Origin of the sequence: Streptomyces sp. NPDC101178, from assembly GCF_044767965.1 — a bacterium.
Classification (GTDB): Bacteria; Actinomycetota; Actinomycetes; order Streptomycetales; family Streptomycetaceae; genus Streptomyces.
The window spans coordinates 749,088-773,283 of record NZ_JBIWOZ010000002.1; the positions used below are offsets into that span (position 1 = coordinate 749,088).

The following is a 24,196-nucleotide window of genomic DNA, read 5'->3' on the forward strand; positions in this document are numbered from 1 at the left end:
GGGCCCTGACAGGCGTATTGCCGACCCGGTCGGACCGGATGGTGACGCTCCATCAGGATGTTTCCGGCGGCACGTTCCGGCTGCGGCCGCGGGAAACGGGAAGGCCGGCGTACGGGACAAGCGAAAGGTCCGGCCTCCACAGGTCGTGGAAGGCCGGACCGATCTCGCCGTACTCGGTCCCCGTACCGCCGGGCGCCGAGAACCGTCCCAGCACCCGGCTACCGGGTTACGTGCCCGCTGCCGCGGGGCTGGCGTCAGCGCTTGGCGCGGGAGGCGGTGCGGCCGCGCTCCTTGGCGTCCAGGACGACCTTGCGGATCCGCACGGTCTCCGGGGTCACCTCGATGCACTCGTCCTCGCGGCAGAACTCCAGGGACTGCTCCAGGGAGAGCTTGCGGGCCGGGACCACGTTCTCCGTGGTGTCCGCGGAGGCCGCACGCATGTTGGTGAGCTTCTTCTCCTTGGTGATGTTCACGTCCATGTCGTCGGCGCGGGAGTTCTCGCCGATGATCATGCCCTCGTACACCTCGGTGCCGGCCTCGGTGAAGATGACACCGCGCTCCTGGAGGTTGACCATCGCGAACGGCGTCACCGAACCCGAACGGTCCGCCACCAGCGAGCCGTTGTGACGGGTGCGCAGCTCGCCGAACCACGGCTCGTGGCCCTCGAAGATGGAGTGCGCGATGCCCGTACCGCGGGTCTGCGTGAGGAACTCCGTACGGAAGCCGATGAGGCCGCGGGACGGGACGATCCACTCCATGCGGACCCAGCCGGAGCCGTGGTTCGTCATGGTCTCCATGCGGCCCTTGCGGGTCGCCATGAGCTGGGTGATGGCGCCGAGGTGCTCCTCGGGCGAGTCGATCGTCATGCGCTCGATCGGCTCGTGGACCTTGCCGTCGATCTGCTTGGTGACGACCTCGGGCTTGCCGACGGTCAGCTCGAAGCCCTCGCGGCGCATCTGCTCGACCAGGATGGCGAGCGCGAGCTCACCACGGCCCTGGACCTCCCAGGCGTCGGGGCGCTCGGTGTCCAGGACGCGGAGCGAGACGTTACCGATCAGCTCGCGGTCCAGGCGGTCCTTCACCTGGCGGGCGGTGACCTTATGGCCCTTGCCGCCCTTGCCGACGAGCGGCGAGGTGTTGGTGCCGATGGTCATCGAGATGGCCGGCTCGTCGACCGTGATCAGCGGCAGCGCGATCGGGTTCTCGGTGTCGGCCAGGGTCTCGCCGATCATGATGTCCGGGATACCGGCGATGGCGCAGATGTCACCGGGGCCCGCCACCTCGGCCGGCTTGCGGGTGAGCGCCTCGGTCATCATCAGCTCGGTGATGCGGACGTTGGACATGGTGCCGTCACGCTTGATCCAGGTGACGGTCTGGCCCTTGCGCAGCTCGCCCTGCTCGACGCGGCAGAGCGCGATACGGCCGAGGAAGTTGTCGGCGTCCAGGTTGGTCACGTGGGCCTGGAGCGGCGCGGCCTCGTCGAACTCCGGGGCCGGGACGTGGCTGAGGATCGTGGAGAAGAACGGCTCCAGGTTCTCGCTGTCCTGCGGGACGGTGCCGTCCTCGGGCTTGGTCAGCGAGGCGACGCCGTCACGGGCACAGGCGTAGACGATCGGGAACTCGATCTGGTCCTCGTCCGCGTCCAGGTCCAGGAACAGGTCGTACGTCTCGTCGACGACCTCGGCGATCCGGGAGTCCGGGCGGTCCGTCTTGTTGATGCAGAGGATGACCGGCATCTTCGCGGCCAGCGCCTTGCGCAGCACGAAGCGGGTCTGGGGCAGCGGGCCCTCGGAGGCGTCGACGAGCAGCACGACCGCGTCCACCATCGACAGACCGCGCTCGACCTCACCACCGAAGTCGGCGTGGCCGGGGGTGTCGATGATGTTGATCGTGATCGGGTCCCCGCCGTCCTTGGGGTGGTACTTCACCGCCGTGTTCTTGGCGAGGATCGTGATGCCCTTCTCACGCTCCAGGTCGTTCGAGTCCATCATGCGGTCGTCGAGCGACTCGGCAGCGTGCGCGGCGAAGGAGCCGGCCTGCTTGAGCATGGCGTCGACCAGCGTGGTCTTGCCGTGGTCGACGTGGGCGACGATGGCTACGTTACGGATGTCGTGGCGCGTGGGCATGGGTGGCTTGCGCTTCTCTCGGATCGTGGGATCAGGCGTCTCAGTCGGTCTTCGAGTCCTCGTACGCCCGCCGGGCGGCACGCCACGGCTCGTCCCATGGTACGGGCCCCGCGCACGCCGGGCTTCCCGGGCCGATCCGCGGAGGCGGTCTTCCCGTGTGATTCAGCCGATATTCAGCTCATGTCAAGAAGCGGCGACGGCCGGTGGAGGACCGCGTGGGGGGAGGGTGTGAGGAGGTCGGACGGCCCGGGTCAGGGCGGATACCACCTTGCCCGCCGGGGTCTCCGACGGGCAAGGGTTTTGAGCAGCATCTGAGCTTGTGCAAACCGTTGACCTGCTATTTTCTCCGCTGACCTGCTACTTCTTGCGGTCTGCGGGGGAACCTGCCGCTTGCCGGTCCGTGAACCCGATGTCCTGATAACGGGGGGCCGCGAAACCGAAGGCACCGATGTTCGCGAGCTTCTTGTCCACCGCGACGAGCTGCGGGCGCTGGAAGAGCGGAATCGATCCGGCGGCCGCCCAGATCCGGGCGTCCGCCTGCTTCATCAGCTCCCGTGAGGCCTTCTCGTCGAGCTCGGCGACCGCCTGGTCGAAGAGCTGGTCGATGTGGTCGGTGCCGACCCGGGTGTAGTTCTGCTCGACGAGGAGCGAACCGTCGGTGGCCGGCTCCGGCTTGGCGTAGATCGGGCGTCCGTCGGTGGCCGGGTAGGCCGTGGCGGGCCAGGAGTAGAGCGCCAGGTCGTAGTCGCCGGAGGCGATGTGGTCCTTGAAGTAGCTCTCGTCGGGGACCTTGGTGATCTCCGTACCGATGCCGATCTTCTCCAGCATCGCCGCGATCTTGTCGCCGACGCCGCGCAGCGACTGCGAGCCGGGCCCTGAGGGGAGCACGAAGCGCAGGGTCAGCGTCTTGCCGTCCTTGCCGAGCGGGCCCTGCACCGAGGCGGGTGCGGGTGCGGCGGTGCCCAGGGGGGCGTACGCGCCGGCGGCTCCGCCGGGCTGCTTGTCCTGGGCGTTGGCCTTGGCGGCGGTGTCGGCGGCGGAGCCGTCCTCGCTCAGGGCGCGCGCCTGGCGGAGCAGGGCGAGGCTCTGGGCGGCGGCGGCCTGGGAGGGGGCCAGGATGCGGATGGCGCCGGAGGCGTCCGGGCCCTGGACGGGTCCCGCGCCCGGCTTGTCGTCCTGGCCGACGATGTAGAGGCCTTCGGCGCGGGAGGCGGCGCTGTCGTCGGAGCCGGTGGCGGCCCGGTCGTCCGTCTCGCCGGCCTTCTTCTCCGCCTTCTCCTCGGCCTTCTCGTCCTTGTCGGTCTTCTCGGCCTTCTCCTCGTCCGCCTCGGTCTTCTCCGTGCCTTCCTTGCTGTCCTTGCTGTCCTTGCTGTCCTTCTCCTCCTCCTTGCTGTCCTTCTTCTCCGCCTCGCTGCCTGCCTTGGTGTCCTTCGGCTTCTCCGCCGCACCGCCCTGCGTCCAGCCCGCGTCGGCCAGCAGCGCCTGGGCCTCCTTGGTGTTCTGGTCGCCGAGCGCCCCGCTGCCGTCCTTGTAGCCGGGCTGCCCGGCCAGGGCCAGGTGGCTGCCGAGCGGCTTCGCCGGGAGCCCGAGCGGCTTCAGTACGGTCTCGGCGATCTCCTGCCGGTCCAGCGCTCGGGCCACCGCGCGGCGGACCCGGTCGTCCGCGAGCGGGCCCGACTCGCCGTTCAGCGCGAGCTGGGTGTAGGCGGGCTCCAGGGACTTGCGTACGGCATAGCCGCGCAGGGCCTTCTGCTCCGCCCCGTACGCGGCGACGGCCTTGCGGGTCTTCTCGCGGGCCGCCTGCGCGATCTCGGCCTGCTCCTCGTCGGAGCCGTGCGCCAGGGCCCAGGAGCGCAGCGCGGCGGCGGGAGTGAGGTCGGCGCCGGGGCCGTGGGTGAGCGGCTGGCCGTTGCTGCCGTCGCGGAGGGCGAGGGTGATGCGGTCGGCGGTGGTGGCGTCGATGTCGGCGATGTGCACGGTGCCGTCGGCGAGGGCCTTGGTGCGGTCCTTGGGCGCGACGGCCCGGAAGACGAGGCTGTCCAGCTTGGCCTTATCGCCCCACCAGCGGGGGCTGCGAACGAGGGTGACGGTCCCCTTGGCCTTGCTCACGCTCTTGAGCTGGAAGGGCCCCGCGGTGTTCTTCAGCGCGGTGCGCGCGCCGTCGTTGAAGGTGTCCGGCGAGCCGGTGATCTCCTTCGGGTAGAGCGGCGAGAAGAGCGAGCGCCAGTCCGCGTACGGCTTCGCGAACGTGACCCGGACCTGGAGGTCGTCGGCGCCGCGCTCGATCTTCTCGATCCGCTCGTAACCGGCGTTGCGGGCCGTCCAGAAGGCCGAGTCCTTGCCGCTGAGCGCCCGCCACTGGGCGACGAAGTCGGGGGCGCCGATCTCGCGGCCGTCGCTCCAGACCGCCTGCTGGTTGAGCTTGTAGAGGACGACCTGCTTCGGCTCGCGCTCGATGATCTTGGCGGACTCCAGGTAGTCCGGGTTGAGCTTGGGCTGCCCGGCCGCGTCCATCGCGAAGAGCGTGGGCAGCAGGGCCCCGGTGATCTTGGTGGTGGCGCTGTCGGCGTCCGCCTGGAAGGCGTTGAGGGTGGTGGGCATCGCGTCAACGGCCCAGTTCACCGTGGATCCGTCGGCGACCCGGTCGCGGGCGGCGGGCGCGATGTCCTGCGGGACCCCTCGGGAGGTGTCCTCGGTGTCGGAGCTGCACCCCGCCAGCGCGGGGATCGTGAGCACCCCCACCGTGAGGAGCGCGAGCGAGCGGCGCTTTCGTACCGTCCCGCGCGGGACGCCGACGTGGGACATGGCTGATACCTCCGGGGCCGTCCCGGACCACCCCGCACCGGAATGGACCGGATAGTGCGTATCTGATGGCATTTGCAGTTGATCACACTGATTCCTGTGACCCACTGAAAGCGCCCCCGCGCGGGAGGAACAGCCGACACGGCGGAAGGAGACCGCAAGCTCACCCACCCGGAGGAACGATTCCTCAGAAGCAGCGCACGGTCGGCCGGGTGCGCGCCCCCACGGTGTACGAGGACATCCGGCGAACCCGGCTGCGTACCCGGCGGCACTGAACCGGGGCAGGGAGGGCATAAGCACGTCCTACTGAGGAGGCTGTGGTGGCGGGTGACGGGATGGAACTGGCCTCGGTGCTGGCGGCCGCGCGGGATGCCGCACCGGTGAATTCGGTCGATGTCGTGGCGCGCGACCTGCGCACCCGGTTCGGTGCGCGGTACGTGTCGTTCCTCTTCGTGGACATGGTCGGCAACCGCCTGCTGCGGGTCAGCGACATGGCCGGCACCTCCCAGGAGCACCGGACCGAGCCGGTGCCGCTGGCCGGCAGCGGCATCTACGAGAAGGTGCTGCGGTCCCAGAAGCCGGTGCGGGAGGGGCAGGACGGGAAGGGGCAGCGCGTCCTCGCGCCGGTGACCAACCGCGGTGACGCCATCGGCGTGCTGGAGCTGTTCCTCGACACCGTCACCGACGACGTACTGGCCCAGGTCGCGGAGGCCGCGCACGCGCTGGCGTACATCATCGTCACCGACCGCCGCTTCACCGACCTCTACCACTGGGGCAACCGCACCACGCCGGTCAGCCTGGCGGCGGAGATCCAGCGCCAGCTCCTGCCCTCCGCTCCCTCCTGCGACGCGGTCGAATTCGCTCTCGCCGGAGCGCTGGTCCCGGCCTCCGACATCGCCGGGGACACCTACGACTACAGCCTCGACAACAGCGCCCTGCACCTGTCCGTCACCGACGCCATGGGCCACGACGTCAACGCCTCGCTGATCGCCACGCTCGCGGTGAACGCCTCACGCGGCGCCCGCCGCGCCGGAACCGATCTGGCCGAACAGGCCCGCCAGATGCACCAGGCCCTCCTCGACCACGGGACCAACACCTTCGCCACCGGCCAGCTGCTCCGCGTCGCCCTGGACGGGAGCCGCGCCCAGCTCGTCAACGCCGGCCATCCCGCACCGCTCCGGATGCGCGACGGCCAGGTCGCGGAGGTCGCGCTGCGGGTCGACATGCCGTTCGGCTTCCCTCCGCAGGGTGCCTACCGGATCCAGGACTTCGACCTGCGCCCCGGCGACCGCGTCCTGCTGTACACCGACGGCGTGCAGGAGCGCGAGGCGGAGACGGTCGACCTGCCCGGACTCCTTGCGCGGACCGCCGCGGAGCACCCGCGTGAGGTCGTCCGCACGGTGATCACCGCGGTGGCCGACGCCTACGGCGGCCGCCCGCCCAAGGACGACGCCACGGTCCTGTGCCTGGACTGGAACGGCCCCCGGAGCGAGACCGGCCGGCCACGCGCCTGAGCCCCGCACGGCCGGGACACCCGGGCGGCCCCGCGCCGATGACGTGCGTCGTACGACTCACCGGCGTCGATCCCGTGCGGCACCCGGTCCGACCCCCCGGGGCGCGGCCCGGGGCGGTCCGGGCCGGCCCGCTGTCACGCCCCGTCGGCTGCCGGCATGTCCTTGAGCGCCGCGCGGAGTTGATCCACCGAGCGCTCGATCGCCCCCGGCCGGGGACGGCCGCGGGCGGCGGACTGGGCGGCGAACCTCAGCGCCCGGGGCAGCTCCTCCCAGGCGGTCGAGACGGCCGCCGCCTTGTCGGAGTCGGCGGTGCCGGCCGCGACGTCGAAGGCGAGCCTGAAGGTGTGGTGGCGGGATGCCGCCCACAGGTCGTCGACGTGCCGCGTCACCGCGTCCGGGTCCGCGCACAGGACCTGGGACACGTGTTCCAGCGCGGGGTCGAGCCCGAGTATCCAGGTACCGGGTCCGGGTGTCCCGCCGGTCTGCCGGTCCGGTGGGGCGGGTGCGCGCGCGAACCAGCGGTAGTGGTCGTGCGGCGGGAGGGAGATCTCCTCGCCGAGGGCGAGACGGTCGCGCCGGGCGATCTCCGGTGCCGGCTCCCCGGTCGGGGCGAGAGCCGCCGCGAGCTGGGCGTCCTCGATCCAGCCGCGGAAGGGTTCCTGGTCGCCGTGGGGGGTGAGGGCGGCGAAGTGGTCGGCGATCAGCCAGCGGCCGTCACGGTGCTCCCGGACCAGTAACCAGTGCGGGGCGTCCATCTGACCGTACGCCGGCGACCAGGGCAGATGGCGGACGTTCCCGGCGGCGAGGACCCGGCCGTCCCGGCGCAGCAGGTGGTGCAGGGCCTCGCGCGTGCCGGCCCAGTCGGGTGCACCGGCCGCTTCCAGGCGGCTGCCGTCGTCGCCGGTGTCGATACGCGGATGGTGCGAGAAGGCCAGGTGCCCGGCCGGCAGGTCGGTGCGTACGGCGAGCCGGACGCCGCCGGCCAGCCGCCGCCGGACGTCGGGCAGGTCCGGCGCCAGGTGGGCCAGCAGGTTGGTGGTGTAGCAGCTGAGGCCCGGCATGGTGGAGGGGACATCGGTCAGGAACACAGGGTCTCCCGAGCATCGTCGAGGCGGGTGTAGGCACAGCTCAAGGGAGTGCGGGAGTGGTCGCGCAGGCTGATCCAGCGGTAGGCGCCCCAGGTACCCTGCCGGTGTCCGGGCGGCACGTCGATGGTCCAGGGGCTGCCGGACAGTCCGGTGCCGGCGGCTTTGACGCAGGCTTCCTGCACGGTCCACACCCAGGCCAGTTCGAGAGCGCGCCGCCGTGCGGGCAGGGTTCGTACGTGGTCGGCGTGCGGGCCCAGACAGCGGCGCAGCAGACCGTCGGGCACACTCCGCGACGGGAGTTGGACGTCCACGCCGACCCGGTGGCGGCGGCCCACGGCGGCCGCCACCGTATCCCCGTCGTGGGAGATGCTGATGCCGGTGTCCGGAGCGCCTTCGAGGTAGGGCCGCCCGTGCCCGTCGGTCCGCACGGAGGCCTCCGCGTGCTCGGGAACGGTGAGCCGGAGCAGGTGGCGCAGCAGGGCGCGGCCCGCGAGGTATTCGGCCCGGCGCGGGTGCGGCAGCGGTGCCGCGGCGGCCAGATCCTCGGCGTGTGCGGCGGCGGCGCGCCACCGGTCGCGCGTTCCGGTGGCGACCCAGACGTCCGGGGCGACGCGGGTGGGGGTCGCGGTCACGGGCTCAGCTCCCCGAGGATCTGGTCCGCGTGGTCGGCGACGGCGTCGAGGACGAGTTCGGTGACTCCGCCGCCGATGCCGAACACGGCGGCCTCGGCACGGATGCGCTGGGCCCCGTCCCGCGCCAGGCCGTCCGCCCCTTGCAGCTGTGAGCAGGCCGTGAGGACCGGGTCCACGGTGAGACCGACCGCGCTCTTGAGCAGGGCCGCCGCCGCGAGGTCCCGTTGCCGGGCGATCCGGTCGCCGAGCTGGTCGCAGAGCGCCCGCAGCTGTCGCACCTGTACGAGGCAGGTGGCGTAGCGCTGGCGTACGGCGGGGTTCTGCCACAGCGGGGTGCCGTCCACGGTGCGCAGCGTCAGTCGTTCCTTGGTGTCGGCGAGCACTCTGCCGGTGAGGGCGAGGGCCCACTGGGCTCCGGCGAGCCGTTCGGTGCCCATGTGGCGGGCGAAGGCGGCCATGCCGCGTCCGGGCCGGCCGACGACGTGACCGGGGGCCAGCCGTACGTCGGTGAACTCGACGTGTCCGGTGGCGGAGCCGGGCAGCAGATCGGTCTCTGCGGGGGTCACCCGGACCCCGGGGGCGCCGGACGGCACCAGGACCCAGGTGAAGCTGGTGAAGTGCCGGCCGGGCCGGTGCCGGGCGAGCACCAGGAACCAGTCGGCGGCGCAGGCGGTGGTGATCCAGCGTTTGCCGCCGCGCAGCACGAGCTCGTCGGGGCCGATGTCCACCGCCGTGGTGAGCCCGGCGAGGTCGGAACCGGCGGCATCCCTGTCGGTGGCGGCCAGGGCGAGGGTCTGCCGGCCGGAGCGGACCCCGTCCAGCGCCTGGCGTACCGGCCCCTCGCCGGGCGCTTCGGTGACCAGGACCGGCAGGGCGCTCGCCGCCTGCACGAGCACGCTGAGCGTGGCGCCGTTGTCGCCGCGGGCGTCGACGGCCGCCAGGAGGTCCGCCAGACGCCGTGGGACCACCGTGCCCTGCTCGTCGTAGAGTCCCCCGATCAGCCCCGCCGCCCCGCAGGCCTCCCACACGCGTGCGGCGGGGGCGTGCCCGGGCAGGGCGGCCAGGGCGTCGGCGGCCTCCGGTGGCGGGGCCGGGGGCCGCGGGGCCCGGATGGTGGGCAGGTCAGTCAAGACGCACCTCGGAGTCGAGCAGGGTGAGTTTGCCGTCGACGAGGTGGAGCCGGTCGTTGCTGTAGTTGAGCGCGGCGGAACGCAGGTCGCGCAGGCTCTGCTCCAGCCGGGTGGGCGAGTCCTTGAGGTAGCCGTGGCGCATCCCGACGGCCTCCACCAGCTCGTCGACGGCCCGGTGGCACTCCTCGGCGGCGGTGATCTTCAGTCCGTTCAGCAGGAGTTGCGTCCGGGGGGCGGTCACGTCCGGAGCCTGCTCCAGGGCGGTGCGGGTGTGCTGGAGCAGCGCGTGCACGGTGTCGATGCGCTGCCGGGTCCGCGAGAGCCGGGTGAGCAGCAGTTCGGAGTCGAGGTCGGCCCGGCCGCGGGTGCGCGGGGAGCGCAGGAGTTTCACCACGCGGGAGAGGGCTCCGGCCGCGGTGCCGAGCCAGCAGGCGGACCAGCCCAGGTGGGCCATGGGTCCGAACACGGAGGTGACGACGGTGTGGAAGTCTCCGTGTTCACCGACGACCTGGTGGGCCGGAACGGTCCCGGACAGGCGCAGGGCGACGCTGTGGCTCGCCCGCATGCCCAGGGGGTCCCAGTCGCCGGAGCGTTCGACGCTCAGCTGGTCGCGGTGGGCGTAGACCAGGGAGACCTCCTGCGCGTTCTCGGTGCCGGGGCTCTGCATCGTGACGAGGAAGGCGTCCGCGTGCTCGCCGCCGGTGACGATCGGCGCGAACCGGTCCAGGACGAGGCCGTCGTCGTCGGTGGCGAGGGCGCTGTGTGAGGTCAGCAGGTGGCCGCCCTTGCCCGCCTCGGTGGTGACGGAGGCGAGGTACTGCTGGCCGGCGGCGATCTCCGGGAGCACGTCGTCGCGCAGCCGGGGACCGGCGAAGCGGACCAGGGCGGCGACCTGCTGGCAGTGCATGACCAGGATCATCGCGGTGGACATGTCGACCCGGCCGAGGGCCACCCCGGCCCGGATCACGTCGGCGGTGGTGCCGCCGAGACCGCCGTACTCGCGCGGGACGAGCAGGCCGAGCAGGCCGGTGGTGCGCATCGCGGCCAGCGCCTCGACGGGGAAGTCGGCGTCGCGCTCGTGCCGGGCGAGGTGGTCGGCGGTGACGGCCGCGACCTCCGCGAGCCGTTCGTCGATGCCGAGCGTGCCGGGGCCGGCGGGGCGGGATTCCAGCAGCGCGGTGGGGGCGGTCATGCGACGGCCGCCGTGGTGGTGCCCGCGCCGCCGTGCTGCGCTTCCAGCGCCTCGGACACGGCCCGCCACAGAGCGTCGGCGGTGGCGAAGGTGGCGTCGTTCATGGCGTCGTCGGGCAGCGTCACCTCGAAGGCGTCCTCCAGGGCGAACAGCAACTCGATGGCCTGCATCGAGTCCAGGCCGTATCCGCGCAGGGAGGCCTGGGGGTCGATCTCCTGGCCGTTGAGGAACTTGAGGAAGGGGGTGAGCGCTTCGGTGAAACGGGGGTCCATCACTTCACTCCTGAGGCGGGTTCGGCGGTGCGGGTCAGGTGGACACGGGTGAGTTCGGGGGCGCGGCCGGGGGCGTCGCCGTCGACGACGGCCTCCGTCGGCAGCGGGTGGCCGAGGAAGGCGACGAGGCTGGCGCTGAGGCCGTACGCGCCGACGTTGGGCACGGCGAGCACGTCCCCGGGGTGCAGCGGGGGCAGCTTCGCCGCGCGGGACCAGGTGTCGAGCGGGGTGCACAGCGGCCCGGTGACCAGGGTCTCCACGTCGGCGGGCCGCTCCTCGCCCGATGGGGCGACGAGGTGGGGGTTGAGCGGGGGCAGACGGCGCAGGCCGGGCATGCCGCCGAGGTGGTTGATGCCGGACTCCAGGGTCACGACGTCCTTGCCGTGCGAGCGTTTGACGTCCAGTACGGAGGTCAGCAGCACGCCGGCGGTGCCCACCAGGTAGCGGCCCGACTCGAAGACGACGCGGGTGCCGTCGGAGCCCCGGCCGGGCAGTTCCCGGTCGAGCAGCTCCGTCAGTTCCGGGCGCAGGGCGGTCAGGTCGATCCGCTCCCCGGCGGTGGCGAAGGGCGCGCCGAAGCCGCCGCCGAGGTCCAGGACCCGGATACGCGCGCCGTGCCGGGCCAGTTCGGCGCGCAGGGTCTTGGCGGTGTCGAGCGACCGGGCGAACTGGCCCAGGAGCGCTTCGGGCTGGGCCAGATTGGTGCCCATGTACAGGTGCAGGCCGGTCAGTTCGGCGTGCGGCCGCCCGGCGAACCGGGCCGGTTCCGCCAGCACCCAGCGGGTGTCCGCGCCGAACTGCGAGGCGACACCGGTCATGGCGAGACCCTGGCCGGGCACGGGCTGGTCGTCGTTGATCCGCAGCAGGTACTCGGCACGGACGCCGTGCCCGGCGGCGATCCGGTCCAGCTGCTCGATGGCGTGCGGCGAGTCGACGGAGAAGTGGCGCACCCCGGCGCGCACGGCCGCGTCGACCTCGGCGTCACGCTTGCCGGGGCCGGTGTAGAGGACCTCGGCGGCGGGCCAGCCCGCGGCCAGGGCGGCGTCGAGCTCGCCGCTGGAGCAGACCTCGGGGGCGGCTCCCTCGGCTCGCAGCGTGCGCAGGAGGGCCGGGTGCGCGTTGGCCTTCAGCGAGTAGTAGAGGCCGCTGCCGTCGGGGAGCGCGGCGCGCAGGGCGCTGTGGTTGCGGCGGACCTCCGCCAGGTCGTAGACGTACGTGGGGGTCGGGATGCCGGCCAGTACGGCGGGGTCCAGGCCCAGCGGCCGGGCGAGGGATTCAGCGGGTGCGGACACGGACGGCCTCCTCGGTCAGGGCGGCCAGCGCCTTGCGGTCGACCTTGCCGTTGCCGGTGAGCGGCAGCGCGTCCAGCGGGAGGCAGTGTCCGGGGATCTTGAACTCCTCGATCTGCTCGCGCATGCCGTCGAGCACCTGGCCGGCATCGACGTCGCCCACCACGAACAGCAGTGCCGGCGCGGTGGGTTGCGGAGGCAGCACGGCCGCGGCCGTGACGCCGGGCACCCTGCGGGCGGCGGCCTCGACCTCGGTGGCACTGACGCGGAAGCCGCTCGCCTTGTAGATGTCGTCGCGGCGGCCGTCGAAGAACAGGAAGCCGTCCTCGTCGACCCAGCCGTAGTCGCCGGTGTGCAGCTGCGGGAAGAGGCCCTCGACGCGGCGGAACCGCTGGGCGGTCAGCTCGGGGCGGCGCCAGTAGCCGGACATGACGTTGGGACCGCGTACGACGATCTCGCCGATCTCGCCCGGGGCCAGCCGGTTGCCGTCCTCGTCGAGGACGAAGACCTCGGTGCCCGGCAGCGCGCGACCGCTCGAACCGGGCCGGGTGAGGTCGCCGTCGGGCGGCATGATGGTGGCCCGCTTGCACTCGGTGAGTCCGAACATCAGCTGGACGCGCAGGTCGGGCAGGGCGGAGCGCAGGGCGGCGAGCGTCTCGCCGGGCATGGCCGCACCGGTGTTGGTGAGCAGCCGCAGCGGCGGGGCACCCCGGCCCCGGGCGCGCCGCAGCAGCCGGGCGAGCGCCTCGGCCACGGACGGGACGGCGGCCAGGACGGTGGCGTTCGCGCGCACCAGGTTGGTCAGGAGCGCCGGCCCGACCTCGGCGGGTCGGCCGAGGGTGACGTGGGCTCCGGCCAGGGTGGACAGGAACAGCTGGTAGAGGCCGTAGTCGAAGGAGAGCGGCAGGGGGCTGTAGACGACGTCGTCGGGCCGGTATCCGAGCACGGACTGGATGGCGCGGGCGGCGAACGTCAGCTGCTGGTGCGTGCTGACGACGGCCTTGGGCAGCGAGGTCGTACCGGAGGTGTAGATGAGGCAGACCGGATCGACCGCGAGCGGTCCCGGCGGCACCTCTTCCGGTACGGGGGTGTCGGCGAACGCCACCTCCGTGAGGGCCGTGGTGTCCACCGTACGCACGTTCCGCCGCTCGGCCGCCGCTGCCGCGTCGGCGTTGTCGGTGACCAGCAGCGCCGGTTCGCAGTCGTCGAGCACGTGGTCGAGCTGGATGCCGCGGGTCTGTTCGTGCAGGAGCGAGAAGGTGATGCCGGCGCGGGACGCGGCGTAGAGCAGGGCCGGCTGGAGGACGGAGCCGGGCCCGCACACGACGAGCCGGTCGCCGCGTTCGAGTCCTCGCTCCAGGAGCCAGCGGGCCAGCCGCCGGGAGCCGTCGTGGAGCGCGCGGTAGGTGAGGGTCTCACCGCCGCTGCTGACGGCGGGCGCGTCCGGCCGGTCGGCGGCCGTGCGGTCGAGGAAGGCGTGCAGAAGGTCGGGGTGTGCGGTCACCGGTTCCCTCCCGGTCGGACGGCGACGCGGGCCGGCACCGGTTGCGGTGCGGCGCGCAGGGCGGTGTGGACGATGCGGCCGATGCCGTCGAGGTGGTGGAGGTTCTCGGGGACGAGGTCGTCGGCGGCGCACTCGACGGACAGGTCCCGCTCCAGGCGCTCGATGATCTCGACGACCCGGAACGAGGTGAAGCGGTCCAGGTCGGCGAGGGAGCCGGCCCCCAGGACCGTGGCCGGGTCGGTGCCCAGCACGTCGGCGACGGTGTGCGCGACCTTCTCGCGCAGGGCGGCGGGCACCTCGGCGGGCTCGGTGCCGGCCGGTGCGGTGGAGCCGGTCGTGGTCCCGAAGGCCGTCCGGTCGGCATGGAGCTGGGCGGCGAGCCGGTCGAACGTGCCGGTCGGTTCTGGGCGCCCTCTGGCGACCCTGCGGTACCCGACGTACACGCTCTCGGCGAGGGATTCCCAGGCCCGGACGTGCGCGTCCCGCGCCTGGCCGCCGGCCGGGTCGCGGTCGTCGAGGAACCGGGCGTGCAGCTTGCGGGAGCGGGCCAGCAGCCACGTCTGGAGAGTGAGCCGGTCGAAGGCGACGGTCCGGTCCGGGTGCTCGGCGTAGGCGGCGACATACGCGTCGACCGCCGCGCCCCCGCCCAGGTCGGGTTCGGCGGCTGCCGGGGACGGGTCGGACGGGGCGAGGACGATGCTGGTCGCGGGTCCGGGGACGGCGGCGGCCAGCTCCTCTGCGGTGATGCTCCGGGTGAGCGGACGGGCGCTGCCCCACGGCGTCTCGTTGTGGTAGCCGTCGAGGACGACCGGGGCGTGCGCGTCGCCCTCCAGCAGGAAGCTGTGCTCCATGTGCCGGTGGCCCGCGTACGGCAGCCAGGGCAGGTGGTAGGCGTCGGCCACGACGTAGTGGCCGGGCTCGGGCCGGAGCGGCTCGCCGGGGTCGGTGCTCCGCTCGGCGACGACGCTCAGTCCGAGCAGCCGGCGGGCGTCGGCGAGGTGGTCGGCCACGGTCGGCTCCACGGAGGGCAGACCGTCGGCGTCGGGCCTCGGGGCGAAGCGCAGGACGGCGCCGAGCGCCCGGTGGGTGCCGGGGCCGTGCCAGCGGTCGGCGAGGACGGCGAGGTTGACCTGCACGCAGTCGAAGAGGGCGCAGTCCGCGGTGGTGGGAGGGGTGCCGCTCACGCGCTCGCTCCCGTCCCGGCGGATTCCTGGGCCGGCTCCAGTCCGGTCATGGCGCGGCGCAGCTGCTCGCTGTCGGGCGCGGCGTCGCTCAACTCGCCGTCCAGGAGCTGCTGGTAGGCGCCGAGGTCGAGGTAGCCGTGGCCGCTGACGCAGACGACGACACCCTTCTCGGCGCGCACCGGACCGCTGTTGGCGTCGGCTCCGCCGGCGGCCAGCCGGGCGGCGGCCGCGAGGGCGTGCCCGGACTCCGGGGCGGGCAGCACCATCTCGCTGCGCGTGAACAGCCGTCCCGCGTCGAGCGCGTCGACCTGGCCGATGGCGGTGGCGGCGATGCGGTCGCGGTGGCGCAGTGCGGAGAGGACCTTGGCGGCGCCGTGGAAGCGCAGCCCGGCGGAGTGCGAGTCGGGGATCGGGTAGGAGCTGCCGATCGTGTACATCGCCTCCATCGGACCGGTGCCGGTGGCGTCCGTGCGGTCGTACGCGTACGTGCCCCGGGTCAGTTTGGGCGTGGTCGCGGACTCGGCGGCGAGCAGCAGGGGCGCGTCGGTGCCGGCGGTGGCGGAGGCGGCGAGGAACGGCAGGGCGATGCCGCCGAAGTTCGAGCCGGCGCCCACGCAGCCGACGACGGCGTCGATGTCGGCTTCGACCCCGGCGAGCTGGTCGATGGCCTCCAGGCCGATCACGGACTGGTGCAGGATGCTGTACGTCTCGCCGCTGCCGATGCAGAAGGCGGCGCCCTCGGTGCGGCCGGCGTACTCGACCGCCTCACCGATGGCGAGCGAGAGGCTGTTGACGCCTGCCTCGCTCTGCGTCGCGACCTCGGTGAGCGTGCTCGGGCTGGCGTGCACGGTGGCACCGAGGGTACGCATCAGTGTTCCGCGGTAGGGCTTGCGGCGCAGGCTGCCGTCGACCATGAAGATGGTGCACTTCATCCCGAACAGGGCGCAGGCGGCGGCGAGCGCGGTCCCCCACTGTCCGGCGCCGGTGCCCGAGACCAGTTCCCGTACGCCGGCCTTGGCGTAGTAGTAGGCCTGGGCGAGCGCGGTGTTGAGTTTGTGGCTGCCGGAGATGTTGCCGCCCTCGTACTTGACGTAGATCGGCACCCGCGCGCCGACGGCGCGCTCGAAGGCCCGCGCCCGCCACAGCGGGGTCGGCCGGAAGGACCGGTAGGCGTCGGCGACCTCGGCGGGGATGTCCCAGTGCTCGCGGGGCAGGACGCTCTGGCGGACGAGCTCCATCGGCAGGTTGACCTGTACGCCGTCGCGGCCGGCGGAGGGCGGGGTGCGGTCGGGGGGCAGGGGTTCGTCGAGGTGGGGCAGGACGCTGCGCCAGGTGGTGGGCAACTGCGTGGTGATCATCGGCCCTCCTCCGCTCCGAGCATGACGACCTCGATGAGGTCGTTCACGGTGTGGAAGCTGCGGCCTACGAAGAGGTCGTCGGGCAGGACGATGTCCAGCTCGTCCTCCAGCAGCACCAGCATGCCGACGAATCCGAGCGAGTTGACCTGGAGGAGCTCCCCGTTGAGGGGCTCGTGGTCGTCGACCTCGGAGGGTTGCAGCGGCAGGCGGGACTCGGCGAGCACCACGCGCTTGACGGTGGTGGCGACCGCCGCCCGGTCCAGTCCTGTGATCATGAAAGAGCTCCGTGAGGGGTTGGGGCGGAGTGAGCGGTGTCAGAGGGAGGAGCGCAGGGTGCCGCGGGCCTCGACGACCCAGCTGTGGGTGACGAGCGCCGCCAGCGTCACGGGCCCCCTCACGTGCAGGCGGCCGGTGCTGATGGAGAGCTCGGAACCGAGGCCGAGCGTGGGGCCGTCGTGCAGGCGCAGCGAGCCGTTCACCACGATCGTGGCGGCGTCGACGTGGCGGGCGAACTCCCGGGTCACGTCCTCGTCGCGGGCCATGACGCCCTCGGTGTGCCCCGAGCCGTACCGGCGGATGTGGCCGGTCGCCTCGCTCAGGCCGGCGACCGGGTGCACGCCGATGGTGGCGTCGAGGAACTCGCGGCCGAAGTCGTGCTCGCGCAGTTCGCCGATCTTCCAGGGCCGGTCCGCCACGGGCTCGTGGGCGCCGTCGGGGCGTGGTGTGCCGGTCGACAGGCGGACGGTGACGGGGCGCCGGCCGCGCTCGGAGGCGCGCAGGACGGCCGCGACGAGGTCCGCGGCGACCTCGGCGTCGACGAGGACCATCTCGGCGGTGTTGCACGCGGTCGGCTCGGGGAGCTTGCTGTCGAGCGCGGCTTCGGCGGCGAGGTCGAGATCCGCGCTGCGGTGGACGTACAGGTGGTTGACGCCGCCACCGCTGGCGATGACGGGGATCGAGGAGGAGTTGCGGCAGTAGTCGATGAGGGACGGGCTGCCGCGCGGGATGAGCACGTCGATCGCGTCGGGACGCTTGATCAGGGCGCGCAGGGCGGAGCGGTCCGGGTCGTCGAGGACGCTGACCAGGCCGGCCGGCAGCCCGGCGGCCTCCAGCGCCTCGTGGACGACGCCGGCGAGGGCCTGGTTGGTGCGGGCGATCTCCTTGCCGCCGCGCAGGATGACGGCGTTGCCGACGGCGACCGGCAGCAGGGCTCCCTCAATGGTGACGGTGGGGCGGGCCTCGAAGACCATGAAGGCGACGCCCAGCGGTTTGGGGACCAGGTGGCGCGTCCCCCACTCCCCCGCCGGCACCGGGTCACCGGGCGCGCTGACGGCGGGGAGTTCGGCCAGGACGGTCTCGGCGAGGCGCTCCAGCTGTCCCAGGTGCGCGGGGGTCAGCCGCAGCCGGTCGAGGAGCACCGGGGGCAGCTTGCGCTCCTCCGCGCGGGCCACGTCCTCGGCGTTGGCCTCCAGGACCGCCGGCCAGCGGGCGGCGAGCCTCTTGGCGAGTTCCCGGCAGTAGTTCTCGTAGGCGAGGTCGCCGACCGGTGGGGCGGCGGCCACGGCTTCGCGGGCGGATACGAGCAGTTCGTCGGTCATGATCTCCTACCACATGAACTGGCCGCCGTCGACGATCAGCTTCTGACCGGTGACGTAGCGGCTGAGCGGGCCTACGAGGTATTCGAGGGCGTCGGCGATGTCGTCGGTGGTGCCGATGCGGTGCTGCGGGATCTCGGTCAGCACCGCCGCGCGGCGCTCCGGGTCGTCGAGCCCGAAGCGCTCGACGAGTTCCTGGGTCTCGGTCATGCCGGGAATCAGGCAGTTGACGCGCACGGTGGGGGCGAGTTCCAGCGCGAGGCACTTGGTGAGCTGGAGCAGACCGGCCTTGGACGCGGCGTAGTTGACGCCGTTGAGGCGGGGACGGATGCCGGTGGTGGCGCCGACGTTGACGATGGTGCCGCCGCCGGCATCGAGCATCGCCGGGGCGAAGGCCTGGGTGAGGTGGAACGGGCCGGAGAGGTTGGTGTCGATCACCTGGCGCCAGTCGTCCTCTGTGAGCTCCAGGAAGGGCCGGTCGATGTTGACGCCGGCGTTGTTGACGAGCACCTCGGGCGGGCCGTGTTCGGCGAGGATCCGGCGGGCGGCGGCGTGGACCGAGGAGCTGTCGGCGAGGTCGGCCCGGACGACCGTGAGGCCGTGCCGGTCGGCGGCCTCCTGGGCGGCGTCCTTGTCGGAGCGGTAGAGGGCCACGGTGCGGTACCCCAGGCGGCGGAGCCGGGCCGACAGGGCCAGGCCGATGCCGCGGGTTCCGCCGGTGACGACGGCGAGGGGGGCGTTGTCGGTCATCGGGGCGTCTCCCGGTCCACGTCGATGAGGGAGGGGAGGAAGCTGTCCAGGTGCGTGATGAGGTGCTCCTGGTGCCGCGGGGCGAACACCTCGAAGTGGCCGCAGTCCAGCTCCCGTACGGTCAGCCGGTCGTCCAGTTCCTGCCAGGCGGCGGTCTGCCGCTGCCGGTCGGGACCGGCGCAGGTGACGAGCAGGGCGGGGCCGGCGGCGCGGGAGCGGGTGCGGTGACCGGTGGCCGCCCGGATGTGTGCGTGGGCGGTGGTGCGGACGCGGGCGGCGTCCATGCCCGTGTCGAGGTGGCTGACGGACCGTTCGATGATGTCGGTGTAGTCCTCGTCGGTGGCGCGCGGGAGTCCGGCGAAGCTGTCGATCATGACGACCGCCGGCGCGGGTCCGTCCTGCGCCATGCGCGCGGCCAGCTCCCAGGCGATCACACCGCCCAGGGACCAGCCGAACAGCAGGCGGGGACGCTCGGGGAGGGTGCCGATCAGGCCGAGGTAGGTCCTGGTCATCTCCTCGACGTCGGCCACGGGCTCCTCATCGGGCAGCAGGCCCGCGGCGCGGATGCCGAACACGTCGCCGTGCCGGGAGAGGTGGGCGGCGACGGCGAGGTACTGGCCGAGGCCGCCGCCGGCCGGGTGGATCAGGACCGAGCTGAGCGGCCCGGGGCGGGTCGCGAACTGGACGAGCAGGCCGGCGTCCGGCGTCGTGGCGGTCATGACGCGGTCTCGCGCAGCTCGGTGATCCGGTCGGCCTGGGCCTGGATCGTCGGGGACCGGAAGAAGTCGAGGATCGGGATGCGGACCCCGTACCGCTCCTCGATCGTGGCGGCGGCGGACATGATGGTGAGCGAGTGCGCGCCGTGCTCCAGCAGGGAGCGGTCGACCGGGACGTCGGCGACGCCCAGCAGGTCCGCCCACAGCAGCCGCAGCTCCACCACGAGCGGGTCGTCGGAGACGGTCGCCGCCGGTGCGGTCCGGGTCTCCTCGGCGAGGGCCCGCTCGGCACGGGCGGCGAGCGCTGCCCGGTCCACCTTGCCGTTGGGCGTGGTGGGCACGGTGTCGAGGGCGAAGGTGCGGGTGGGCACCATGTATCCGGGCAGGACGCCCGCCACGTGGTCGCGCACCCGCTCCGGCTCCGGGGTGCGGTCGTTCTCGGGCAGGACGAACAGGGCGAGCCGCAGGTCGGCGGCGTTGCCGTGGACGACGGCCACCGCGCGCCGTACGTCCGGGTGGGAGACCGCCGCGGCTTCCAGCTCACCGAGCTCGACCCGGTAGCCGCGGATCTTGACCTGGTCGTCGTTGCGGCCGAGGAAGACCAGATCGCCGCTCTCGTCGCGCATGACCTGGTCGCCGGTCCGGTACATGCGGGCGTGCGGGTCGTCGGCGTACGGGTCGGGCAGGAAGCGCTCCGCGGTGCGTTCGGCGTCGTTGACGTAACCGCGTGCCGGGCAGGCGCCGGCGAGGTACAGCTCACCGGGCACACCACGCGGGGCGAGGTGCCCGGTGGTGTCCACCAGGTGCGCGGCGACATCGGTGAGCGGACGGCCGATGGGGACGTGGGAGGGCCAGGGCGAGGTGCCGGCGGTGAGCCGGTGGGTGGTGACGGCGTGCGTCTCGGTGGGCCCGTACAGGTTCACGAGGGTGAGGTGGGGACGTTCGGCGAAGAAGCTCCGCACCTGGTCGGTGATGAGGAGCTGTTCACCGGAGACGCAGACCTGGCGCAGCTGCGCGAGTTCGTCGCCGGTGTCCTGCGCGGCCCGGACGAATCCGGGCAGCGCGGCGACCGGGAGGTAGACGTGGGTGACCTGGTGGGCACGGATCCGCTCGACCACCGCGGGCAGGTCCCGGCGGTCGGCGGGTTCCCGGGAGACGAGGGTGCCGCCGGCGACGAGGGTCGGCAGGATCTCCTGGAAGGAGACGTCGAAGCCGAGCGGCGCGTACTGGAGGAACCGGGTGCGCTCGTCCATGTCCAGGGCGTCGAGCTGCCATTCGGTGAGGTTGCGCAGCGGCCCGTTGTGCATGAGCACGCCCTTGGGGCGGCCGGTGGAGCCCGAGGTGAACATGATGTAGACGCCGTCGTCGGGGCCCGTCGCGGTGGTGGCCGCCTCGTCCGGGACGGCCGCCTCCGGTGCCGGGGCGGCGGCGAGCTGCGCCGGGGTGATGAGGGCGACGCCGTCGACGGTCTCCTCGCCGATGACGAGGCGGCAGTCGGCCTTCTGTGTCATGTACTCGACCCGGTCGGCGGGCAGGCCGAGGTCGAGCGGGAGGAACACGGCGCCCCGGGCGAGGGTGGCGAGCACGGCGACGACGGTGTCCACGAGGGTGGTCGTGGTGAGCCCGACGACGGTGCCGTGGCCCACGCCACGGGCGGCCAGCGCGGTCGCGCCGACGGTGACCAGGCGGTCGAGTTCGCCGTAGGCGAGGTGCCGCCCGTCCTCCTCCACCGCGATCCGCCCGGGGTGCGCGGCCGCGACGGCCCGGACCGCGTGGGGCAGGTCGGGTTCGGCCAGGCGGCGCCGGTATCCGTCGTGCGCGTGGGAGTCGGTGGCCGAGGCGTCCTCGAAGAGGTCGGAGAGGGTACGTCCGGGGCTCTCGGCGGCCCGTGCGAGAAGCGTTTCGAGGGATGCGGCCAGGGCGTCCACCAGCGGCTCCGGCAGCAGTTCGCGGTCGCTCTCCAGCTCCAGGAGCCAGCCGTCGGCCGCGGGGGTGACGCCGAGCCACAGGTCGAACTTCGCGGTGCCGTTGCCGTGTTCCCGCACCTGCCGCACCACGGAGCCGGGTTCGGCTCCGGTGGCGTCCTGGAGGGCGAGCATGCAGGAGAACACCGGATTGCGGTTGGTCGAGCGGTCCGGGTCGACGTGGCGCACGATGCGGTCGAAGGAGACGGCGGCGTCGGCGCGCGCCCGGTCGGCCTCGGGCTGGACGCTCTCGCGCACGAAGCTGTCGAAAGGAGTGTCGAAGGGCACGTCGACGATGAGCGGCAGGGTGTTGACGAAGAAGCCGCACAGGTCGAAGGAGCCGAGGGTGCGGCGGGCCATGACCGGGCTGCCGAAGACGGCCGTGGAGTTGCCCGAGTGCCGGGCGAGTACGGCCGCGTAGGCGGCGGAGAAGAGGACGAACGGGCTGACCTTGAGGTCGGCGCACAACCGGTCCAGCGCGGCCGACCGCTGCGCGGAGAGGTGTATCTCGCGCCGGGCGCCGGTGAAGCCGGTGGTGGTGGGACGGTGGGGCCGCGGGTTGAGGACGGTCGCCGGAGCGGTACGCAGGCGCTCGGCCAGCACCTTCGCCGCCTGCTCCGCCTTCTCGTCGTCGGCGGCGCGCAGTTGGGCGGCCAGTTCCCGGTGCAGAGCGCGTTCTCGGGCGGCGCGGACGGTGTCGACGTCGAGTTCGCCCCGCACGGCGGCACCGAGGTCGCGGACGAGCTGGCGCAGCGAGAAGCCGTCGAAGACGAGGTGGTGCACCACGATCAGGAGGGTGGTGCGGGTGGAGTCGGCGGCGCGCAGCACCACCGCGCGGAGCAGTGGGGGGTCGTCGAGGTCGAAGGCGGTGGTGCCGAGTTCACCGAGCAGCCGGGCCCGTTCCCCGGCGAACGCGCCGGCGTCGACGGTGACCGTGTCGAGCGGTGGGGCGGCGGGGACGTCGCCCAGCACCGCGTGCGGCTTCGCGCCCCCGCGGATCGCCAGCCGCAGGGCCGGCTGGACGGCGAGCACCGAGGTCAGCGCGGCCCCGACGGTGTCCGGGGCGAGGCCGGGGTCCAGCTCCAGTTCGGCCGTGACGTTGTAGAGGTGGGGCACCGGCACGGTGTGGTGCACCACCAGCAGGCCCTGCTGGGCCGCGGTGAGCGGGAGGGTGCCGGTGGCGGTCTCGGGGGCGAGGGTCATCGGGCGTTCTCCTCGGGGGCGCGGAGTTCCTGGAGCCACTGCCGGAGATCGCCCACCGTCCGTACGGCGGCGAGGCCGCTGGGATCGATCTCCCGGTCGGGATCGGTGATCACCTCACCGGCGATGCGCAGAACGGACAGCGAATGCAGACCCACCTCTGCGAGAGGTGAATTGTCGTCGAACGACGTGCGAATGTTTCTCTCAAGAACGGAGTTGATTTCTCCATCGGCTGTCACGTCCGCGGGATTCATTTCTTGGACTCCTCGGAAAGTTCGCTTCCTGGCGCACCACAAATGATTCAGCAGGTCGCTCGCGAGGGTCAACTGCCCCTTCGGACTCCCATCGAAGGAACTGATGGAGGGTTTTTCCGGCCGGTGCCCATCAGAGATTTCAATACACGCAGCACGAAGGGGAGGCCGGAATTCCGGCCTCCCCTTCGTGCGGGACGAGCTGACGCGTCAGGTGCGCGCGGTGTCCCCGAACGCCTCGGTGAGCGCGGCCCCGGTGAGCACCTTGAAGAACGGCGGGATGGTGAGCACGACCGATACGGCGAAGACGCCGAAGGCGGTCTCCATGCCGAACCACTCGGCGATCAGGCCCATCAGACCGGCGCCGACCGGCATGGCGCCCCAGCTGAACAGCCGGCTGACCGCCCCGTAGCGGCCGAGCATGGCGTCGGGGACGATGCGCTGCGCCATGGTGCGGGCGTTGACCGTCCACAGGGTGCCGCCCATGCCGCCGAGGAACGCGGCGACGGCGACCACCCAGAGCTCGGTGGTGAGGGCGGGCACGGCCATCATCGCGAAGGTGCCCACCAGGTCGGCGAACATGACCCAGCGGCGGCCGAAGAAGCGGTTGAGCCAGGTGACGGAGAGCGCACCGGCCAGGCCGCCGATACCCAGGGCGCTGAGCAGGATGCCGTACTGGCGCGAGTCGAGGTTCATGACGGTGGTGGCGAACAGCGGCATGAGCGCGAGCCAGGCGCCCCAGCAGGCGCACAGGACGGTCAGGATCAGCGCCATCGTGCGCAGCAGGACGTGCTGCCACAGGTAGCGCAGCCCCTCCGCGATCTGCGTGCGGACGGTGGCGGGTGCCGCGTCCTCGGCCGCCTCGTCGCGCACCGCCCGGAAGCGGCCGACGAGCAGGACGATGATGAGCGAGGCCGCCAGGTAGGAGACCCAGGTGACGCCCAGGGCGATGCCGGTGCCGGCCGCGAGGAGCAGGCCGCCGACGAAGGGGCCGGCGAACTCGTTGCAGACGGTCTCCGCACCCGCGATCCAGGTGTTGGCCTTCTCGCGCCCCTCCGGCGGGGTCAGCGCCGGGATCATCGCGGAGGCCGAGGTCAGAGCGATGACCTCGGCCACGCCGAGGGTGATGCCGACGGCGCACAGCACGGGGATGGTGATGCCGTCGCTCGCCGCGAGCGGCATCAGGGAGCCGAGGGCGATCAGGCGCAAGGCGTTGGCCCCCCAGAGCAGCCGGCGCCGGTCGAGGCGGTCCACCAGGACGCCGACGTGGAGGGCGGCGAGCAGCCAGGGCAGCGTGAGCGTGAGGGACACCGCGGAGACCTGCGCCGGAGAGGCGGAGGCCTGGGTGGCGAGCAGGGGCAGCGCGATCTTCGTGACACCGTCGGCGAGGTTGGTGACCGCGGTGAAGGCGAGCAGGACGGCGGTGTTGCGGTTGCCGCGGCGCAGGCTCGGCTGCTCGGGGTCGGGGCCGGCCTTCGTGAGGGACGGTGCGGGCGGAGGGGGCTCCTCAGGCGCCTTCTTGGTGTCGAGGCTCTGCTCGGTCATCAGTCTCCCCTAACCGTCTAACGCTTTTACTGGTGATCCTCAGGAGGCCGATTCTGGCACGGCACCACACATGTTCGCTACCGG

Annotated in this window: 19 protein-coding genes; 1 reads left to right on the forward strand and 18 read right to left on the reverse strand. The window is 72.6% G+C overall.

The genetic code is table 11. The annotated features are described in order from the left end of the window. Window positions 1–254: 254 nt before the first annotated feature. Window positions 255–2,126, reverse strand: a complete 1,872-nt coding sequence (gene typA, locus ACIRR8_RS07485) for a translational GTPase TypA (RefSeq protein WP_404060164.1) — start codon at window positions 2,124–2,126, stop codon at window positions 255–257. Window positions 2,127–2,483: 357 nt separating this feature from the next. Further along, window positions 2,484–4,931, reverse strand: coding sequence for an ABC transporter family substrate-binding protein (locus ACIRR8_RS07490; protein ID WP_404060166.1), 2,448 nt, complete (start codon window positions 4,929–4,931; stop codon window positions 2,484–2,486). Window positions 4,932–5,263: 332 nt separating this feature from the next. Here ACIRR8_RS07490 and ACIRR8_RS07495 point away from each other — a divergent pair, with 332 nt between their 5' ends. After that, on the forward strand, window positions 5,264–6,442 hold the full coding sequence (locus tag ACIRR8_RS07495) for a PP2C family protein-serine/threonine phosphatase (protein ID WP_404060733.1): 1,179 nt from the start codon (window positions 5,264–5,266) through the stop codon (window positions 6,440–6,442). A gap of 134 nt (window positions 6,443–6,576) precedes the next feature. On the opposite strand, the gene ACIRR8_RS07500 is transcribed toward ACIRR8_RS07495, so the two are convergent. The 16 genes from ACIRR8_RS07500 to ACIRR8_RS07575 all read right to left on the reverse strand — a co-directional run bounded on the left by ACIRR8_RS07500 (window position 6,577) and on the right by ACIRR8_RS07575 (window position 24,112). Further along, the gene (locus tag ACIRR8_RS07500) at window positions 6,577–7,530 is read right to left on the reverse strand and encodes a hypothetical protein (RefSeq protein ID WP_404060169.1); all 954 of its coding nucleotides are present in this window, start codon (window positions 7,528–7,530) and stop codon (window positions 6,577–6,579) included. After that, window positions 7,521–8,162, reverse strand: coding sequence for a 4'-phosphopantetheinyl transferase family protein (locus tag ACIRR8_RS07505; protein ID WP_404060171.1), 642 nt, complete (start codon window positions 8,160–8,162; stop codon window positions 7,521–7,523). The genes ACIRR8_RS07500 and ACIRR8_RS07505 overlap by 10 nt, the downstream gene beginning before the upstream one ends. Then, window positions 8,159–9,292, reverse strand: coding sequence for an acyl-CoA dehydrogenase family protein (locus ACIRR8_RS07510; protein ID WP_404060174.1), 1,134 nt, complete (start codon window positions 9,290–9,292; stop codon window positions 8,159–8,161). The genes ACIRR8_RS07505 and ACIRR8_RS07510 overlap by 4 nt, the downstream gene beginning before the upstream one ends. Then, a complete protein-coding gene (locus tag ACIRR8_RS07515; RefSeq protein WP_404060177.1) occupies window positions 9,285–10,484 on the reverse strand; it encodes an acyl-CoA dehydrogenase family protein in 1,200 nt (399 codons plus the stop codon). Before ACIRR8_RS07515 ends, ACIRR8_RS07510 begins: the two co-directional genes overlap by 8 nt. Beyond that, a complete protein-coding gene (locus ACIRR8_RS07520; RefSeq protein ID WP_404060179.1) occupies window positions 10,481–10,756 on the reverse strand; it encodes an acyl carrier protein in 276 nt (91 codons plus the stop codon). Before ACIRR8_RS07520 ends, ACIRR8_RS07515 begins: the two co-directional genes overlap by 4 nt. Then, the gene (locus tag ACIRR8_RS07525; protein ID WP_404060182.1) at window positions 10,756–12,048 is read right to left on the reverse strand and encodes a type III PLP-dependent enzyme; all 1,293 of its coding nucleotides are present in this window, start codon (window positions 12,046–12,048) and stop codon (window positions 10,756–10,758) included. Before ACIRR8_RS07525 ends, ACIRR8_RS07520 begins: the two co-directional genes overlap by 1 nt. Then, on the reverse strand, window positions 12,032–13,549 hold the full coding sequence (locus ACIRR8_RS07530) for a class I adenylate-forming enzyme family protein (protein ID WP_404060184.1): 1,518 nt from the start codon (window positions 13,547–13,549) through the stop codon (window positions 12,032–12,034). The genes ACIRR8_RS07525 and ACIRR8_RS07530 overlap by 17 nt, the downstream gene beginning before the upstream one ends. Beyond that, on the reverse strand, window positions 13,546–14,733 hold the full coding sequence (locus ACIRR8_RS07535; RefSeq protein ID WP_404060187.1) for a hypothetical protein: 1,188 nt from the start codon (window positions 14,731–14,733) through the stop codon (window positions 13,546–13,548). Before ACIRR8_RS07535 ends, ACIRR8_RS07530 begins: the two co-directional genes overlap by 4 nt. Beyond that, window positions 14,730–16,091: a TrpB-like pyridoxal phosphate-dependent enzyme gene (locus ACIRR8_RS07540; RefSeq protein ID WP_404060190.1), complete on the reverse strand. Its 1,362-nt coding sequence runs from the start codon at window positions 16,089–16,091 to the stop codon at window positions 14,730–14,732. The genes ACIRR8_RS07535 and ACIRR8_RS07540 overlap by 4 nt, the downstream gene beginning before the upstream one ends. After that, the gene (locus ACIRR8_RS07545) at window positions 16,088–16,366 is read right to left on the reverse strand and encodes an acyl carrier protein (RefSeq protein ID WP_404060193.1); all 279 of its coding nucleotides are present in this window, start codon (window positions 16,364–16,366) and stop codon (window positions 16,088–16,090) included. Before ACIRR8_RS07545 ends, ACIRR8_RS07540 begins: the two co-directional genes overlap by 4 nt. A gap of 39 nt (window positions 16,367–16,405) precedes the next feature. Then, on the reverse strand, window positions 16,406–17,689 hold the full coding sequence (locus ACIRR8_RS07550) for a glutamate-5-semialdehyde dehydrogenase (protein ID WP_404060196.1): 1,284 nt from the start codon (window positions 17,687–17,689) through the stop codon (window positions 16,406–16,408). Window positions 17,690–17,695: 6 nt separating this feature from the next. After that, window positions 17,696–18,436 (reverse strand): SDR family NAD(P)-dependent oxidoreductase, encoded by a 741-nt coding sequence (locus ACIRR8_RS07555; RefSeq protein ID WP_404060199.1) that lies wholly within the window; start codon window positions 18,434–18,436, stop codon window positions 17,696–17,698. Beyond that, window positions 18,433–19,155, reverse strand: a complete 723-nt coding sequence (locus ACIRR8_RS07560; protein WP_404060202.1) for a thioesterase domain-containing protein — start codon at window positions 19,153–19,155, stop codon at window positions 18,433–18,435. The genes ACIRR8_RS07555 and ACIRR8_RS07560 overlap by 4 nt, the downstream gene beginning before the upstream one ends. Next, the gene (locus ACIRR8_RS07565) at window positions 19,152–22,319 is read right to left on the reverse strand and encodes an amino acid adenylation domain-containing protein (RefSeq protein WP_404060205.1); all 3,168 of its coding nucleotides are present in this window, start codon (window positions 22,317–22,319) and stop codon (window positions 19,152–19,154) included. The genes ACIRR8_RS07560 and ACIRR8_RS07565 overlap by 4 nt, the downstream gene beginning before the upstream one ends. Further along, on the reverse strand, window positions 22,316–22,570 hold the full coding sequence (locus tag ACIRR8_RS07570) for a phosphopantetheine-binding protein (RefSeq protein WP_404060208.1): 255 nt from the start codon (window positions 22,568–22,570) through the stop codon (window positions 22,316–22,318). Before ACIRR8_RS07570 ends, ACIRR8_RS07565 begins: the two co-directional genes overlap by 4 nt. Before the next feature lie 207 nt (window positions 22,571–22,777). Beyond that, a complete protein-coding gene (locus ACIRR8_RS07575; RefSeq protein ID WP_404060211.1) occupies window positions 22,778–24,112 on the reverse strand; it encodes an MFS transporter in 1,335 nt (444 codons plus the stop codon). Window positions 24,113–24,196 lie beyond the last annotated feature (84 nt).

Excerpts from the sequence above, each read along its gene's own strand:
- ACIRR8_RS07545 (WP_404060193.1), bottom strand. The coding sequence starts at position 16,366 with ATGATCACAGGACTGGACCGGGCGGCGGTCGCCACCACCGTCAAGCGC.
- ACIRR8_RS07490 (WP_404060166.1), bottom strand. The coding sequence starts at position 4,931 with ATGTCCCACGTCGGCGTCCCGCGCGGGACGGTACGAAAGCGCCGCTCG.
- ACIRR8_RS07520 (WP_404060179.1), bottom strand. The coding sequence starts at position 10,756 with ATGGACCCCCGTTTCACCGAAGCGCTCACCCCCTTCCTCAAGTTCCTC.
- ACIRR8_RS07495 (WP_404060733.1), top strand. The coding sequence starts at position 5,264 with ATGGAACTGGCCTCGGTGCTGGCGGCCGCGCGGGATGCCGCACCGGTG.
- ACIRR8_RS07515 (WP_404060177.1), bottom strand. The coding sequence starts at position 10,484 with ATGACCGCCCCCACCGCGCTGCTGGAATCCCGCCCCGCCGGCCCCGGC.
- ACIRR8_RS07540 (WP_404060190.1), bottom strand. The coding sequence starts at position 16,091 with ATGATCACCACGCAGTTGCCCACCACCTGGCGCAGCGTCCTGCCCCAC.
- typA (WP_404060164.1), bottom strand. The coding sequence starts at position 2,126 with ATGCCCACGCGCCACGACATCCGTAACGTAGCCATCGTCGCCCACGTC.
- ACIRR8_RS07570 (WP_404060208.1), bottom strand. The coding sequence starts at position 22,570 with ATGAATCCCGCGGACGTGACAGCCGATGGAGAAATCAACTCCGTTCTT.
- ACIRR8_RS07575 (WP_404060211.1), bottom strand. The coding sequence starts at position 24,112 with ATGACCGAGCAGAGCCTCGACACCAAGAAGGCGCCTGAGGAGCCCCCT.
- ACIRR8_RS07560 (WP_404060202.1), bottom strand. The coding sequence starts at position 19,155 with ATGACCGCCACGACGCCGGACGCCGGCCTGCTCGTCCAGTTCGCGACC.
- ACIRR8_RS07555 (WP_404060199.1), bottom strand. The coding sequence starts at position 18,436 with ATGACCGACAACGCCCCCCTCGCCGTCGTCACCGGCGGAACCCGCGGC.
- ACIRR8_RS07550 (WP_404060196.1), bottom strand. The coding sequence starts at position 17,689 with ATGACCGACGAACTGCTCGTATCCGCCCGCGAAGCCGTGGCCGCCGCC.
- ACIRR8_RS07565 (WP_404060205.1), bottom strand. The coding sequence starts at position 22,319 with ATGACCCTCGCCCCCGAGACCGCCACCGGCACCCTCCCGCTCACCGCG.